The sequence below is a fragment of the Pantoea sp. Morm genome (assembly GCF_016643525.1).
Classification (GTDB): domain Bacteria; phylum Pseudomonadota; class Gammaproteobacteria; order Enterobacterales; family Enterobacteriaceae; genus Pantoea; species Pantoea dispersa.
Genome location: NZ_VOQX01000018.1, coordinates 1 through 15,405, shown reverse-complemented (window position 1 = coordinate 15,405; position 15,405 = coordinate 1). Strand labels below are relative to the sequence as shown.

The 15,405-nt window shown below is 49.1% G+C and carries 14 protein-coding genes; 1 reads left to right on the top strand and 13 read right to left on the bottom strand.

All coding sequences use genetic code 11. From position 1 onward, the window contains the following. Positions 1-218: 218 nt before the first annotated feature. Positions 219-1,601 carry a DNA repair protein RadA gene (gene radA / locus FT726_RS08745; RefSeq protein ID WP_021506810.1) on the bottom strand — a complete coding sequence of 461 codons (1,383 nt, stop codon included), beginning with the start codon at positions 1,599-1,601 and terminating at the stop codon, positions 219-221. 13 nt (positions 1,602-1,614) lie between these two features. After that, complete coding sequence (serB, locus tag FT726_RS08740) at positions 1,615-2,592, bottom strand: phosphoserine phosphatase (RefSeq protein ID WP_021506809.1); 978 nt, start codon at positions 2,590-2,592, stop codon at positions 1,615-1,617. A 107-nt stretch (positions 2,593-2,699) separates the two neighbouring features. Here serB and FT726_RS08735 point away from each other — a divergent pair, with 107 nt between their 5' ends. After that, positions 2,700-3,374 carry a YtjB family periplasmic protein gene (locus tag FT726_RS08735; RefSeq protein WP_288424676.1) on the top strand — a complete coding sequence of 225 codons (675 nt, stop codon included), beginning with the start codon at positions 2,700-2,702 and terminating at the stop codon, positions 3,372-3,374. Positions 3,375-3,542: 168 nt separating this feature from the next. Here FT726_RS08735 and FT726_RS08730 read toward each other — a convergent pair whose 3' ends face one another. From FT726_RS08730 to FT726_RS08680, 11 genes are all read right to left on the bottom strand, one after another. Continuing rightward, the gene (locus tag FT726_RS08730) at positions 3,543-3,806 is read right to left on the bottom strand and encodes a hypothetical protein (protein WP_146068797.1); all 264 of its coding nucleotides are present in this window, start codon (positions 3,804-3,806) and stop codon (positions 3,543-3,545) included. Positions 3,807-4,340: 534 nt separating this feature from the next. Continuing rightward, positions 4,341-4,652 carry a hypothetical protein gene (locus FT726_RS08725; protein WP_346302676.1) on the bottom strand — a complete coding sequence of 104 codons (312 nt, stop codon included), beginning with the start codon at positions 4,650-4,652 and terminating at the stop codon, positions 4,341-4,343. A gap of 468 nt (positions 4,653-5,120) precedes the next feature. Continuing rightward, positions 5,121-5,726: a hypothetical protein gene (locus tag FT726_RS08720; protein WP_288424671.1), complete on the bottom strand. Its 606-nt coding sequence runs from the start codon at positions 5,724-5,726 to the stop codon at positions 5,121-5,123. Next, positions 5,698-9,615 (bottom strand): RHS repeat-associated core domain-containing protein, encoded by a 3,918-nt coding sequence (locus tag FT726_RS08715; protein WP_288424669.1) that lies wholly within the window; start codon positions 9,613-9,615, stop codon positions 5,698-5,700. The genes FT726_RS08720 and FT726_RS08715 overlap by 29 nt, the downstream gene beginning before the upstream one ends. A gap of 209 nt (positions 9,616-9,824) precedes the next feature. Next, the gene (locus FT726_RS08710) at positions 9,825-10,184 is read right to left on the bottom strand and encodes an ankyrin repeat domain-containing protein (RefSeq protein WP_325924837.1); all 360 of its coding nucleotides are present in this window, start codon (positions 10,182-10,184) and stop codon (positions 9,825-9,827) included. 89 nt (positions 10,185-10,273) lie between these two features. Next, entirely contained in the window at positions 10,274-10,429 is a 156-nt protein-coding gene (locus tag FT726_RS08705; protein WP_288424665.1) for a hypothetical protein, read from the bottom strand. A gap of 134 nt (positions 10,430-10,563) precedes the next feature. Continuing rightward, a complete protein-coding gene (locus FT726_RS08700) occupies positions 10,564-11,289 on the bottom strand; it encodes an ankyrin repeat domain-containing protein (RefSeq protein WP_288424663.1) in 726 nt (241 codons plus the stop codon). A gap of 37 nt (positions 11,290-11,326) precedes the next feature. Continuing rightward, positions 11,327-12,001: an ankyrin repeat domain-containing protein gene (locus FT726_RS08695; RefSeq protein ID WP_288424864.1), complete on the bottom strand. Its 675-nt coding sequence runs from the start codon at positions 11,999-12,001 to the stop codon at positions 11,327-11,329. A gap of 96 nt (positions 12,002-12,097) precedes the next feature. Next, the gene (locus FT726_RS08690; RefSeq protein WP_288424661.1) at positions 12,098-13,390 is read right to left on the bottom strand and encodes a PAAR-like domain-containing protein; all 1,293 of its coding nucleotides are present in this window, start codon (positions 13,388-13,390) and stop codon (positions 12,098-12,100) included. Beyond that, entirely contained in the window at positions 13,383-14,537 is a 1,155-nt protein-coding gene (locus tag FT726_RS08685) for a DUF2169 domain-containing protein (protein ID WP_288424659.1), read from the bottom strand. The genes FT726_RS08690 and FT726_RS08685 overlap by 8 nt, the downstream gene beginning before the upstream one ends. Before the next feature lie 2 nt (positions 14,538-14,539). Next, a partial coding sequence (locus tag FT726_RS08680) for a type VI secretion system Vgr family protein (RefSeq protein WP_407075057.1) occupies positions 14,540-15,405 on the bottom strand: 866 nt, incomplete at its 5' end.

The following is a 15,405-nucleotide window of genomic DNA, read 5'->3' as shown; positions in this document are numbered from 1 at the left end:
AGAGCGATAAATGGCAGATCAACGCCGTACTTCCCGCCGCTCCGATCGGTTCCCTCTCCCGTAAGCGGGCGAGGAGGAAAATCCTGAACAGAGCGGTTAACAACAGATTGGTACCGTACTTCCCGCCCCTGCGAACGGTTCCCTCTCCCGTAAGCGGGAGAGGGTTAGGGTGAGGGAAAAGGTGGAGCACAAGCCCAACCTCCCCCCAACAACTCACCTTACAGCTCGTCAAGAATCGCCAGCGCGTCCGCCAGTTTCTTCGCGCTATACACCTTCATACCGTCAATCGCCTTCTTCGGCGCATTCCCTGCCGGCACAATGGCGCGCTTAAAGCCGTGCTTGGCCGCTTCGGAAATGCGCTCCTGGCCGCTCGGCACCGGACGAATCTCCCCGGCCAGCCCGACTTCGCCAAAAATCACCAGATCCTGCGGCAGCGGGCGATCGCGCAGGCTCGACACCATCGCCAGCAGCAGCGCCAGGTCTGCACTGGTCTCGGTGACTTTGACGCCGCCGACCACGTTCACAAATACATCCTGATCGGCCATCTGCAGGCCGCCGTGGCGGTGCAGCACCGCCAGCAGAATCGCCAGACGGTTCTGCTCCAGCCCAACCGCCACGCGGCGCGGATTGCCCATCATCGAATGGTCCACCAGCGCCTGAATCTCAACCAGCAGCGGGCGCGTGCCCTCCCAGACCACCATCACCGAACTGCCGGAGGTGATCTCATCGCCGCGTGACAAAAAGATAGCAGACGGGTTACTGACTTCGCGCATGCCCTGCTCGGTCATGGCAAAGACGCCCAGCTCATTCACCGCGCCAAAGCGGTTTTTGTGGCTGCGCAGCGTGCGGAAGCGCGAATCGGCATCGCCGTCCAGCAGTACCGAACAGTCGATACAGTGCTCCAGCACCTTCGGTCCGGCCAGCGAGCCATCTTTGGTGACGTGGCCGACCATGATGATCGCCACGCCGCGCGTCTTGGCGAAGCGCGTCAGGTAAGCGGCAGTTTCCCGCACCTGCGCCACGCTGCCCGGCGATGACTGGATCTCCGCCATGTGCATCACCTGGATCGAGTCGATCACCATCAGCTTCGGCTGCTCCTGCTCGGCGATCAGGCAGATCTGCTCAATGCTGGTTTCCGACAGCATATTGAGGTTTTCCGTCGGTAATCCCAGACGATGGGCGCGCATCGCTACCTGTTGCAGCGACTCTTCGCCGGTGACGTACAGGGTTTTCATCCCTTCCGCCAGCTTACACATCACCTGCAACAGCAGCGTCGATTTACCGGCACCAGGGTTACCGCCAATCAGTATCGCGCTGCCCGGCACCACGCCACCGCCCAGCACGCGGTCAAACTCTTTGAAACTGGTCGAGAAACGCGGCAGCGCTTCCAGACTGATCTCCGAAAGCTTCTGCACCCGGCTGGTGCCGGCGCTGCCGGCATAGCCGCTCAGGCGCTCATTGCGCGCGGCCGCAGGCGAGGCGGCAATGCGCACCTCGGTAATGGTATTCCAGGCGTGACAGGCGCTGCATTGCCCCTGCCAGCGCGGATAGTCAGCGCCGCATTCGTTACAGACGAAGGCGCGTTTTGCCGCTTTGGCCAAATCAAATCCTCAGTTAACGCTCTTCGTGAATCAGGCTGCCGGTGAGAATGCAGAACACTCCCATCAGGTCAGCGTGGCGGATAATCACTTCCGTCTGCTCATTCACTTTGGGTTTAGCATGATAGGCGATACCCAGCGCCGCGGTTTTAATCATCGGCAGATCGTTAGCACCATCGCCAATCGCCACGGTTTGTTCCGGTGCGATGTCAAAGCGCTGGGCCAGACTGTTCAGGGTATCGGCTTTAAATTGCGCGTCGACGATTTGCCCCAGCACTTCGCCGGTTAGCTTACCGTCACGCATTTCCAGTTCGTTGGCTACCGCAGCGGCCAGATGCAGCGTCTGCCGCAGGTGATCGGCGTAGAAGGTGAACCCGCCCGAGGCAATCGCTACCTGCCAGCCCAGCGCCTGCAACTTGTGCACCAGCGTGGTCAGGCCCGGCATCAGCGGCAGCGTGTCGCGCACCTGCTTCAGAATATTGGCGTCAGCGCCGGCCAGCTTCGCCACGCGCTCGCGCAGGCTGGCTTTAAAATCCAGCTCGCCGCGCATCGCGCGTTCCGTCACTTCCGCCACCTGCTCGCCGCAGCCCGCCAGTTTGGCGATCTCATCGATGCACTCGATCTGGATGGCGGTGGAATCCATGTCCATTACCAGCAGCCCTGGCGTTTTCAGATGGGGAATTTTGCCAAGCGGCGCCACATCAAAGCCAGCCTCATGCGCCAGCTTGCTGGCACGCGGTGTCAGCGAGCCCGCCAGCCGGATTACCTGATACTCATCGACATTCCACGCGCTGACGATCACCATCGCCGCGCCCAGCTGATGCTGATAATCGGTCAGTTTTTGTTTATCGAGCCCGCGCCCATACAGTAACCAGCCAGTCCGACCGGCACGGTAATCCAGCGGCATCACTTCATCACCGCTCAGGGAAAGGGGTAAACCCGGCCAAAGAGAGACATCGGCGGGCAGATCGCACCAGGTAAGACGATTTGGCATTACAGCTCCTGTAGGGACAACAAAACCACGCAAGAGGCTACCTTGTCTGCGCGGGTTCTGGCAACATAATTGCCAGCCTTTCTGCTGTTACGTCACACGGGTTTCTGATGGTCAAAACCGCACTGAAATTTCGCCTGCATCGCACGGTGATCGTTCTTATCTCGCTGGCGCTATTAGTGGTGCTGATGCAGGGCGCGTCATGGTTTAGTCTTGGCCATCAGATGGCCCGTTCCGAGCAGGTCGAGGAGCTGGCGCACACGCTGACGCGCCAGGTGGCGTTCAGCCTGAAACCGCTCATGGATAACAGCGACGATAACCGCACGCAGATTGAAGCCATCCTGAATCAGATGACGGATAACAGCCGCGTGCTGGACGCTTCGGTCTATGCCGACGACGGTAGCCTGGTGGCCCACAGCGGTGAGAGCATTAATGTGCGCGACCGCCTGGCGCTCGACGGTAAACGTGCTGGTAGTTATTTCAATCATCAGATTGTCCAGCCGCTGGAAGGGAAAGAGGGTCCGCAGGGTTTTCTGCGTATTACGCTGGATACCCATGTGCTGGTGACGGAATCGCGTCAGGTGGATAACACCACCAATATTCTGCGCCTGATGATGCTGCTGGCGCTGGCGATCGGCATTATCCTGACCCGTACCCTGCTGCGCGACCGCCGCACCCGCTGGCAGCAATCACCATTCTTGCTGACGGCCAGCAGAACGGTGAAAGAGGATAAAGAGGAAGAGACGGCGGCGGAGAGTGGGGAGACGGAGAGGAAAGAGGGTTGAGGCAGATAGCTCTCTATAGAAGCACGTCGCAGATTAATATTGCCGGGAGGTGGCTGGCTGGGATGGGATACAGAGTGACGGTGAAGGTTGGACGGACAGCCTGATTCTGACGACTGGCAGCTAAAGAGAAAAAGCCGGAAGGATCGTTAAGATTGCGTCCGGCTACTATTATGGGACCTTAATTTTAATCGCTATTGCACTATCTACGACATCATCAAGCAGCATTTCTTCTTTCTGGGAGAAATTAGCATATTGAGACATAGCTCTGCATGTTGATAGTGTTTCAACTATTTCAAGAGAAAAATCATCACCATACTTAATTATTTCATTATAACGAATAGTGAAAAAAATCGCTGACTCAATTTTACCATTCGCATTAAGCTCAACTATTATTTTTTCGAGCGATCTCATTAATTCATTTAAAGCATTCACCAGGGAACCCTCATAGTTTAACAACCCATATTCTGGGGAGATTTGAAACCACAGCTTGATATCCTAAGCCAGGATATCCAGCGCCCTGAGCAGCTGCAGAACCTCCACTTCGGGGCCTTAAGTTCTAATAGATTAATTATGATTACTCTCCAGTCATGACGGATTGTTAGTTTTTGGCATAATAGGGAAATTTATTATCACAATAACAACTGTGACGACTATTTTGCAATCATCTTATGACATCAGCGCTAAAATATCACGCTGAGTATAATAATCTTTAAATTTCCATTAATAGATCGAATTGTTAAAACTATTTTCTTTTCGTAGCGTTTATTTGGTAAAATCCGCGAATCGATCCAGCTTTAATAATCAGGCACACAGGTTTTAATGTTTAAACCACCGGTTAGATCTAACTGATCATCTACTACTCTTAAAATTTATGGAGAGTTGTAGCACTATCCTTACCCGAAAAGATATAGCAATGTATCGACATAAGGATAGTTTGAATTAAATTTTATGCTAACACTCTGATAATTATGGACCTTCCCAATATTTAGTGTTTTCAGTAGCTCTCTCCAAATCGTCCATATCATCCTCTCTAGGCTCACGGTCAAATTTACCTCCAATCATTCCTCTCATCTTCGATAACAATGTAGTAATATCATTGTCATCAATGAAATTGGTAGTTTCTCGCTCATACGCTCTTCGCTTCTCCTCATTGATTGTTGATTCATTATAATAATAATGAGCTATATTATTTAATGACACCAATATATAATCAATCTCCTTATATAAATCAATTGCCTCAGCCTCTGTTAAATAGATTTTCTTTTTATTTTGCGACATTATCATTTCCTTTAATCATTATGTAGTCATTAATTTAAATATCACCATTAACAGTTAATTCATCATTATGACACCGTTGATTACGAATTTATTGAGGCTTAAGTTTGGGGCATGTGTTTCAATAAAATATCGGTTAGACAATTACTCTAAAGACTAAATACCCGTAAAAAACCATTTATCAATGATGATAAAAACGCACTAAAAAAAGCAAAAAAATCAACTAATGAAAGTTATAATCATCATAACTTAATTAAATAAAGATTACCGTAAAACATCAAGACCAAAACCAGCCTCGTCACTACAATGGCGTTACTTTATATCTCTCACACCTTTATAATACCAATAGCCTCACACGAGTTATATTAGCTTAATCAATGGCGTCCTGGCGTTATTATTTACACTCACAGCCAATTATCCATAAAGTCCTGGACAAGCAAGTTAAGAATAAGTTTGCAAACACATCAACAATCATAACTTTACCAATCCATTATCGCTATCAATAAAAACATTAAACGATTCATTTTTCGCACAATAATGCAGAAACTCTTCACATTTTTTATATTCCTCGTTAAGAGCAATACACCCAAATCCGACATCATCATGTGGATAAATGGCCACATTTAAATCCAGATTAATATAAAAACAAACCTGACCAACAACTCCAGCATGACACATCATCAATCTTGATAGGCCTCTGAAGTCATGACTTTTTTTACTTAAGCTGAGTGAAAAAGCCGGCAGACAAGAATCACCATAAAGATAACTTTCAAACTCTTCGGTCATTGGCAAAAGTAATTTTTTATCTTTCATCTCCTCATATAAAGCCTGATAATTATCAATCGTTTCTTTATCATCCTCTCTTTCATCATTAAATGAAAGAGCTGCAATAACAATTACACCTTCATCTTCTTTACCAAAAAACCCTTCGAATAAAGAAATAGCCTCGTCAATTAGAGGGTATGAAAAAGAATCTTTTTTTTCAAAAAAACCGACCCAACCTTTAGACAATCTAAATCCAGAGAAATTAATTTCATTTAGTGAGAGGCTACTTATCGATTTTAATGATCTTTCCATCACTCATACCTATAGTTATTTTATGCCTTGGCTTTGGTTCCGCTTTACCTATACCAACTTTCCATTCACCTTGTTTATCACTATGCGATGTATTACTTTTACTCCATATTTCATTTGTATGATTATTCTTATAATTCCCACCTTTTACTTTAACAAAATCTTCAGGATGTGATGATGGAGTCCTTACTATATCGCCTATTTCAGCACTGTTTACTTTTTTCTTAGGATTATCTAAGTGGCATTTTGAAAGACCCAGGGGATCAATCCATGCCAGCGGGTTCGGCGCATACTGATAAAGATTCAGCCCACCCGCCAGCCCTATCGGGTCCTGACTGATGAACCGTCCCGCATCCGGATCATAGTAGCGGAACCGGTTATAGTGCAAACCCGTTTCTGCATCGTAGTACTGGCCTTGATAGCGCAGCGGCTGGTGTACTGGCTCAGCATGGCGCGTCTGCGCATGCTCTACCCGCACCGTGTTGCCCCACGCCCGGTACTCTGCCCGCCACGCTACACTACCATCCGCACTGGTCAGCTCACGCGGCATGCCCGCAACGTCATTGTGATACCAGTGTACCTGCGCTGCGTGCTCCGTTTCACCCTGCTGCAGACTGATCTGTGCCAGTGGTGCAAAGCTCTCGTCTTCATAAATCCAGATATGCTGGCGCGAGCCACGCACTTCGCTCAGCAGACGGTTGCCGTCCCAGATAAAGCACGTCACGCCAAAGGCGTCACGTTTCCAACTGCGTCGGCCGAACGCATCGTAGCCGTAAGTAGTGCGCTGTTCTGTGCCGTTACGCGTGCTTACCGCCTCTGTCAGCTGGTGCTCGGCGTTCCAGGAAAACTGTTGCACCGTATGCCGACCAATGCGCTTCTCAGCCACGTTGCCAAAGCTGTCATACGCCCAGCGCCGGTCTTCGTGCACCCTTAGACGGTTATCCTTCAACGGCGGCGCGCCGACCTCATTCAGCAAATTATGTGCGGGGTCAAAAGCAAACCGCTCATCCTGCGCTCGCGTGAGTCGGCCCAGTGCGTCATATTCGTAGCGGTGGTCGCCGGTGTAGTGATCGACCATCTGCATTAGCTGGCCGTTGCGTTGCCATACATAATCACGTGCCACCGCCGTGCTGTCACCGCGCATAGCGCGCTGGCTTACCAGCCGGCTCATCTCATCATGAACATACTCGCTGGCCAGCGCTCCCTGGGTACGGCGCACCTCACGGTGCAGCATGTCACGTTCGCTTTCGCTGATGACGCGGCCGCCAAAATTGACCTGCACGCGGTGACCGCCGCCATAATAAAGGTTACTCAGCTCACGACCGTCCGGTAGCCTGGTATGAGTACGGTTACCCAGCTCGTCATACTGATGGCGCAGCTCGTAATTAATACCACGAATCAGGCTGCGCTCCGCCAGCAACTGGCTGGCATCATCCCATTCCAGCTCCACACGTCCGCCGTGATTGACGCCAGTTGTCAGACGTCCCAGCGCATCGTAACTGAAGCGGGTACGCTGCCACTTTGCATCTCCGCCGCGTGCCACCAGCTTCTCAAGCAGCCTGCCGCAGTTATCGCGCCGATAACGCGTGCGAATTTCCGGACCGCTGCCGTCGCCTCGCTCGGTACGCGTCAGCGCATTTCCACTGGCATCATATTCATAATAGGTGGCAGAACCATCGAACCTCTGTTCACCGATCAGATTGTTATGCGCATCGTAACTGAAGCTATAGCGCGTGCCATTTTCATTGATGAGAGCAACCAGACGACGTGCGCGATCGTATTCATAGCTAATAGGGTTACCGAGCGCATCTGTTCGCGTCAACGGCAGACCGTCCCCCGCCAGCGTCCAGCGTGTTGCCTGATTCTGTGCGTCATACCAGGCTGTCAGGCGCTGCCAGCGGTCAAACTCGAAGCGCTCGACACCGCCATCCGCATGCACAATGCGCTGTGGCAGGCCATCACGACGGTTATAAAGAGTGGTAACGTTGCCTGCGGCATCAGTTTGCTGCCTGAGCCAGCCGTACTTGTCATAATCAAAGCATGTGGTGCGTCCGGAACAATCGGTATGGCTAGTTAAAAAGCCGGCACTGTTCCAGCTCAGCTTTTGAACACCCGCCGCCGCGTCGCGGATACGAACCAGGTTACCCTGATCGTCATGGTTATATTCGGTAATGCGGCCAATCTCATCAGTGAAGCGAATCAGGCTGCCTGCAACGTCATAATGGTATTCGCGAATACCGCCCAGCATGTTTGTAACCCGCACCGGCAGGTTCCAGCGAGCGTGGTAGTCAAAGCGTGTCGTCTGGCCATCCGGTTCGATAACGGCAGTGCAGTTACCGCGCTCATCATAGCGGTAACGCGTCACACGGCCAGCCTGGTCAGTAAGCTGTATTATCTGTCCACGCGCATTACGGCGAATGCGGATATAGCCGCCCGAAGCATCACGAAAACCGGTTAACTCGTGGTTATCGTCAAAGTCATAGCACGTGACGCGGCCCAATGCGTCAGTGACGGTTGTACTGTTACTGGCGTACTCGAAACGCCATTCACCGCCAAGGCTGTCACGATGCGCCAGTACTTTGCCATCCGGTGCGTGTTTATCGTAGTGATAGAAACATTCAAGTTCGCCCGCACGACGATGTGCCACCATTACATGATTTCGATAACGAAATTCACGCAGCACCTCATCATGCTCATTGCGAACAGCACTTAAATCTCCTTCAGAAGAATAATCATAACTGCAGAGCTTTTCGGCACTCAGGGGGGCAGATGGATAACAAACGCTTACGGCAGTGATGCGTTCAACGCTTCGATCTTCATCAAGCATCAGTCGGGTAAATGTAATATTGAAGCGTCGCCCTGCACTGTCAGTAATTACTATCGGCTGATGTTGCGCGTTGTACTGCAGAGTAAGGCGGTTACCGTGGCGATCGCTGATTGCCGAAAGTAGCCAGCGGCCCTCTCCTGCCTGATGAGAGAAGTGCCAGTTCTGGCTTTCATCAGGCGCAGAAATGCAAAACTCGCCCGGCTGTGGCTGGGAAAGTGATAGCTGCTCATAGCGATGCAACTGCGGCTCCCGACCCGACTGTGGCCAGGGAAAATCAATTTCTCGACCCTGTTCATCAACCAGAATCAGCAGTTCGTTGTCTTTGCGTAATTCCTGAGCAAAAGGTAAAGACCACCCCTGACCTAACCAGCCGTTACCTGTTTCATCAGAGAAATACAAACGCTGCCAGTTAAGCGGTACCGCAGCGGGAAAAGAAAAATCTTTATCTTGATCGTCAAAAAGTAATTTAATACCCAGCAAAGGATTTACCGGACTACCGATTGCCATCTCAACCTCTGGCAACGGCCTCTGCGGAATTTTGCAGGGCTCAGTTTTTTTCTGCCCATGCCCTTTATCATTTCCGCCTTTATTACTGCCGGCCTTTTTCGCTTTAATAACTTCGTCAGCTTCTTTTTTTGCTGCTTTGGTTTCTGCTCTGGCCGCAGAACTTTCTGCCTTCACTGCAGCCTTTTCAGCCAGTGCTGTGCTTTCTTTGGCGACGGTTTTCCCGACTTTTGCCGCCTCAACCGCTTTGCCAGCTTTCGCTGCCAGCTTACCCGCTTTAAAAGCGGCTCCACCCCCAGGCACAAAGTTGGCTGCAGCTGAGGCAGCTGAAAGTGCCGCGTTGCCATAATCGCCCTCAGCGGTATAAATGGCAGCGTTAGCGCCGTCTGCTACGGCACCAATGACGGGTACTGCGCCAAGGACATCCAGGCCAGTGTGCACCCAGTCGCCATAATCGCTCCACCAGCTTTTCTTTTTTGGCGGGTTGGCACTGCCCGCCGTAACGTGGCCCTGGGGCGCAGGCGCATATTGTAATTTACCAATCGTGTTTCCGGTTGCCATTGGAGCTCCGTGCAGGAAATTCAGGTATTAATGAGTAAGGATATGTGCGGGTACTTTCAGATTAATAAAAGGTAAAGTAACGTTGACGCAGCCGCCATTTAAAATGGTGACTAACTAAACTGTAGGTTGAGATTTCAGGCTGAAGGCAATATCTTTTATGGAGAAATCATAGAAACCAACAAATCAAGAGAAAAAATTAAAGTTAAAAATCAAATCCGCATGCCTTTAGCAACAGCAAGTCTTTTGATTTCCATTAATTTAAGTGCAGTAGCATCATTGTTTTCACCTTCCTTCTTAAGCATATCTTCGAGTAAATTGCTGACCCCCCATCCAGCTTTTGTTACTGCGTTTGGGTTGGGGCCATGATGTAAGAGGTATTCAACCTGTTCCAGGTCCATTCTTGTCAAAGCAAAAATAAGCGCCGTTTTACCAGCGGTATCGGGCTTATTAACATCGGCACCTATACTGACAAGATATTCCAGCACAGGCATTGAGCTTCCTGACGTTGCGTTCATGATTAATGGACGTGCACTACTAACAGCATTTTTATCAAGACCTCCCGCAATCAATGCCTTAAGGCCATAGCATCTGCAGCACTGCCATATTGAGGAATAATGTACAATGGATCCGCGCCTTTCTTTACCAGTTCGGTTACGATTTAAAAACTGGCATCTGTTTTTTTGTTTGTTGCGGTTAAAAGCGCGTACATCAAAAGTGTCATTCCCTTCTTGCCTGACATATTCAGGATATCGACCTTAGCTAAGGTATCCACTGCAAAAGCGTTTCCCTCTCTGATAGCAACAGCGGCTTTCAAAGCATAACCTGAGAATTATTTTCAGCTGAAACAGCCTTAGCCAGACATTTATTCACAACAAGAAGAATGAATACGAAAGCAAAGAACTTTATGCAGTACGTCCCTGTAATAATTTTTAGCACTCCCTTTCCTTCTTAAAAGGTCCTCATGCCTTTACTTTCGGCTATTTTTTTGATGTCGAGAAGTTTTTTTATTGTAGTATCATTGTCGCCTTTTTCAATTTTTTTCTGTAGCATTTCTCTAAAACCCCAGCCTGCTTTATTTTTTACGTTAGGATTTGCACCATGTTGTAACAGGAAATCAACTTCATCTAAATCATACCTCCCCAATCCCACCATCAGTGCAGTTTTGCCAGCTGAGTCAGGTTGATCTACATCAGCACCGATACCGACCAGATATTCCAGCACTTTTCTTGAATGGTGGGAAGTTGCATTAATAATTAGCGGACGATAATTGCTCACTGCATTTTTATCCAGACCGCCATCAATTAATGCCTTCAGGTAACGAGGATCGTCTGAAGTCGCCATCACTTCAGCTACACTTCCGTATTCAGGAATATCAAATAAAGGATCGGCTCCAGCTCTTACCAACACACTAATAGTCTGGTCTCCGATGGCTGTTTTATTTTTTACTGCATTCAGTAAGGAATATAACAAAAGTGTCATTCCTTCTTTTCCGGGAGAGTTAAGATCAGTAAAGACTGCCTTTTTCTTAATCTCATCGAAAGACTGATTCTTTATCAGGATAGCCAATTCAAGTTGTTCTGCATCAAAAAATCTTGAGGGGGATAGTTGAGTGACTGCTGCGCAGTCAAATGAAAATAACATGGCCACCATAGAAACCACAGTGATGAATTTCACTCCCCCTCCTTTTATCACCTTCACCGGTGTTAAATACTCAATAGTCAGCTGGAGGCCATTTCATGCCTTTTTTAATAGCCAGATTTCTAATCGCTTCTAACTTTGCAGTATTACCTGCATTCGACTGACGCTCTATAATTTTTGCGAGCATATTATTAAAACCCCAGCCATTCTCTGTTGTGACTCGCGGATCTGCACCATGCTCCAGTAACCAGGTTACACTATCCAGCTGAAAGCCTGATAAAGATTCAATCAGTACGGTTTGACCAAGTGAGTCTTTTTTATTGACGTCTGCCCCCATCTTAACAAGGTAGCTCATGACCTTTAAGCTATGCTCGGAAGCGGCGCCGAAAATGATCGGAGTATCCTCGACTTCTGCATTTGGGCTCAACCCGCCTTCAATCAGAGCAGCAATGAAAACAGGATCATCTGATTTCACTGAAACTTCAGCTGCACTACCAAAATCAGGAATTTGTTGCAACGGATTCGCTCCGGCTCGAACTAAATCTGAAACAATTGCCAGGTTCTTTCTATCTTTATCATAACTATTTTGCAAAGCAAAAAATAATAACGTCATATCTTGCTTGCCGGGTTTATTTAGATCGGTTTGCAATGCAAGCTTTTTAACTTCCGATTCGTTACCACGTTCAATTTCCTGAGCAAGGGACAATTGCGTACCAGAAAAGAAATTCTCAGCAGATTGATTTTTCATTGCGCTACATCCGAAGGCCGATAATAATACAACCAATAAAATAAAGAACATCTTCACTCTGTGATTCACCCTTAAGTGTAACATTTTGCACTCCCGTTAAATAGCAGATAAAACTTCCTCATCCTCTTGCTTTTCACTTTCTATACAGGGTATTACTTGTTCCATGCCATGTCTCGCTATTGGATCACCTTTACCGCCATCCATATCATGGCGTGTACCTACAGAAGAGGGAGTTAGAGCAACTAAAGCACTGCCTACTACTGCGCCAGCAAGGCCACCATATACTCCTCCTAACTTAGCTCCCGCAAATGATGTAACACCTATTGTAGCAAGACCGCCCCAAAAACCAGGCTCCTGCACAGCAGTTAAAACCTCACCTTTAACCCGATATGCATTGATGTTTTCTTTGTCAGGACTTTTACCTAATCCGCCGTATTTTTCTACCGTCTTACTATTCAACCCAGCAGAGTTATATGTCCATCCCGATTTGCCACTTGCTCTTGAGCATGCAGAAGCCATTCCACCGCCTAACGAGTGACCGGTACAATCAATAGGGGATTTACTCATCATGATTTTATTACCAATTCTGACAGATTGCTCATAATAATCAGATTGTAAGTTCATTCCCTGTTTAGCATTATTCTTCCAGTCTTCAAGAGAAGTTGGCCTTGTCCCTCGGAATACCACTGAGGCGGACATATCATCACCAAAAACTTTTTTATCTGGCTCATACACTCGTGCTTTAAACCCTTCATTCCCTGCAATATTTAAATCTTTAGATTTCAAGCCATAATTTTTAAGCCTGGCATTATCATTACTGATATCATCCCACCCTTCCAAAATATCTTTTCCGGACTTTGGGTCGGCTTCATAAACTTGTTTTGCAAGTCTCGCTTTTTCCATCCCCGTATTATTCAGTTCCAGCCTTTCAGCGGCTGCCCGAACTTTTGGGTCACTGCTCTGCTTACCTTTTGCTATCAGCGCCTTGCGTCGCTCCCAGGTTTCTTTTTTGGTCAGATTACCGCCGCGCCCTCCCCTGGCCTTGCCGTTCATGGCAAAGATATCCTGTACGCGGTTGAGGGGAAAACCACCGATATAGGTATCCGGACTGTGCTCAATTGACCAGCAGTCACCCTCAACTGTACCGCTGACTACGCCCTTGTTACGCCCGGCCGCATCTCCAATCGTCGTCGGCACAAAGCTAATGTCATAGACGAATGCCGGGTGGCCATTAAAGCGTACGCTTTCCACCGTACTTTTCGAGGGTGCCAGTGTGGCAGTAACCGGATATGGCACTGGCGGCTGAATGCCGGGGGTGAAACACAAATCGGGTAGTAATCCCACCACTTTATACACACCATCTTTGCGTGCAGCGTAATTATCAGCCATGACCTGACTCCTGCGAGATGAGCCCTACCAGTGAAGGCGGCAGCGGGGTAAAACTATCGTCATTGGTATCCGTGATCTGTTGTTGTGCCTTCTGCACTATTGCCTTACGTTCCTTTGCAGTGATGAAGCGTAACTCTGTTACTGCTGCCTCAAGCAATTCAGAAAAAACTGTGCGATAAGTACAGTGCACTTTGCGCTCGGGCAAATCAATCACCAGCGTGTCCAGCTGCAAATCGTAGCTTACTCCAGCCCCCAGTTGTGTGGTGACAAAGGCAAATAAGGTTTCAACCGGTACTGAAAAACTGATTTCCTGTCCGGGCTTATCCTGTTGTGAGATAAGATTTTTTAGCGTAACCGGAATATGTGACAGCGGCTTGGGTAATGGAAACTGCATCCACGGATGAGCGCCACACCAGTAATCAAAGAGAAAATCCTGCGGCAGAAAAGGATGACGCTGCTGCTTCCACGCCTCGTCATAAGTACCGGCAAAGCCAATACGCGGTTTCCAGCCACGACCATAAAAACCAAAACCGGCAGGTAAGGTTTCATCATCAATGTTTTTGATCGGCTGGGGCAGTAATTCAAACTGTGGCGCTGCGATACGCTGTAGCTTAAGCTGTTTCTGCGCCCTGGCGGGTAGCCAGCCAACACCGACGCTGTTAGTGGCGGATGCAATCTCGTCGCCATGCTCTAAGCGGAACATTCCACCCTGCGCATGCTCGTAACGTAATTCGAGAGCCGTTATCGCTTTGGCCTCGCTTAATTGCCAGCTAGCCACCATTTTGCGCCACTCGCGTGGGCCATACACGTTTAGTAAACGGGTAAAATCGCCAATACGCGCTCCGACGGTGAAATGACGCGCCGGCTTACCTTCCGGAGCGTGAGCACTACCGTTGATAATGACATCCAAACGCGGCTTATAGGGTGCCAGATCGCTCTCGAATCGAACACTGCTTCTGCCCGGCTCATCGTAATATTCATCCTGTTCAACCAATTCACCCTGATCTTCGCATAACGTAAGTTGGCCGCTGTGAATATCCAGATCGTAACTGACGCGTGTCACCAGCACACTAAATCCATGATCGTGCTGGTCTATCGACTCAAAAAGCTGTGCCGGGAAAGCACTATAGTTGACAAAATTTTCCATAGTTAGTTGATATCTATCTGCGTTCCGTCAATGTCTATCACCTTCTCACCAACCAGCTTAATTTTGTTTGCACTGATGGTAATGGTGCCGTTCTGTTCGAGCACGATCATCGATTCGCCACAAACCAGGGTAATCTTGTCTTCCGCACTAAACTCCGCCGATGTTCCTGCTGAAAGTCCAATGTCCCGCCCGGTATTAAGTGAATATTTCATGCCAACGTTGTGCATTTGCATCGCACCCACGTTAGTCATCCAGCCGGCCCCCACATTGAGTACATAAGCAGCACCAATGTTGGTATTCTGCGCCAGCCCGACATTTAACATCGAGGCTAATGCGACCGTTTCAGTTTTCGTCTGATCGACTTTCAGCGTTTGGTTGCCATTGATGGTCACTGACTGATTCTGACCAATACGCACATTTTCATTCTGATCAACCGTTTCAGTGCGGTTACTGTGCACGGTGATGGTTTCATTGCCGTCCACTGTTTCCGTACGATTTTGGTGAATGGTAATGGTTTCGTTCTGATCGACGGTTTCAGTGCGGTTCTTTTTGACCTCAGTGGTTTCGTTGCCGCCGATGGTTTTGGTGCGATTACTACCAACCGAGTGGGTTTCATCATTTTCCACCTCGGTGTCCATATTTTTCTCAGCATGCAGCCACACCTGCTCCTCGCCCGCCTTGTCCTCGAAGCGCAGCGCGTTTGCCGTGTCCGCCGTGCCGTCCTTTGAACGGCTTAAAAAGCCCATCTGCGTCGCCGCCGCCGGCAGCGCCCACGGCGGCATGCTCGCCTCGTTGTACACGCGACCGATGATCAGCGGCCGGTCCGGGTCGCCGTTGATGAAGTCCACCACCACCTCGTCGTTCACCC

Excerpts from the sequence above, each read along its gene's own strand:
- serB (WP_021506809.1), bottom strand. The coding sequence starts at position 2,592 with ATGCCAAATCGTCTTACCTGGTGCGATCTGCCCGCCGATGTCTCTCTT.
- FT726_RS08735 (WP_288424676.1), top strand. The coding sequence starts at position 2,700 with ATGGTCAAAACCGCACTGAAATTTCGCCTGCATCGCACGGTGATCGTT.
- FT726_RS08725 (WP_346302676.1), bottom strand. The coding sequence starts at position 4,652 with ATGTCGCAAAATAAAAAGAAAATCTATTTAACAGAGGCTGAGGCAATT.
- FT726_RS08720 (WP_288424671.1), bottom strand. The coding sequence starts at position 5,726 with ATGGAAAGATCATTAAAATCGATAAGTAGCCTCTCACTAAATGAAATT.
- FT726_RS08715 (WP_288424669.1), bottom strand. The coding sequence starts at position 9,615 with ATGGCAACCGGAAACACGATTGGTAAATTACAATATGCGCCTGCGCCC.
- FT726_RS08695 (WP_288424864.1), bottom strand. The coding sequence starts at position 12,001 with ATGAAAAATCAATCTGCTGAGAATTTCTTTTCTGGTACGCAATTGTCC.
- FT726_RS08690 (WP_288424661.1), bottom strand. The coding sequence starts at position 13,390 with ATGGCTGATAATTACGCTGCACGCAAAGATGGTGTGTATAAAGTGGTG.
- FT726_RS08685 (WP_288424659.1), bottom strand. The coding sequence starts at position 14,537 with ATGGAAAATTTTGTCAACTATAGTGCTTTCCCGGCACAGCTTTTTGAG.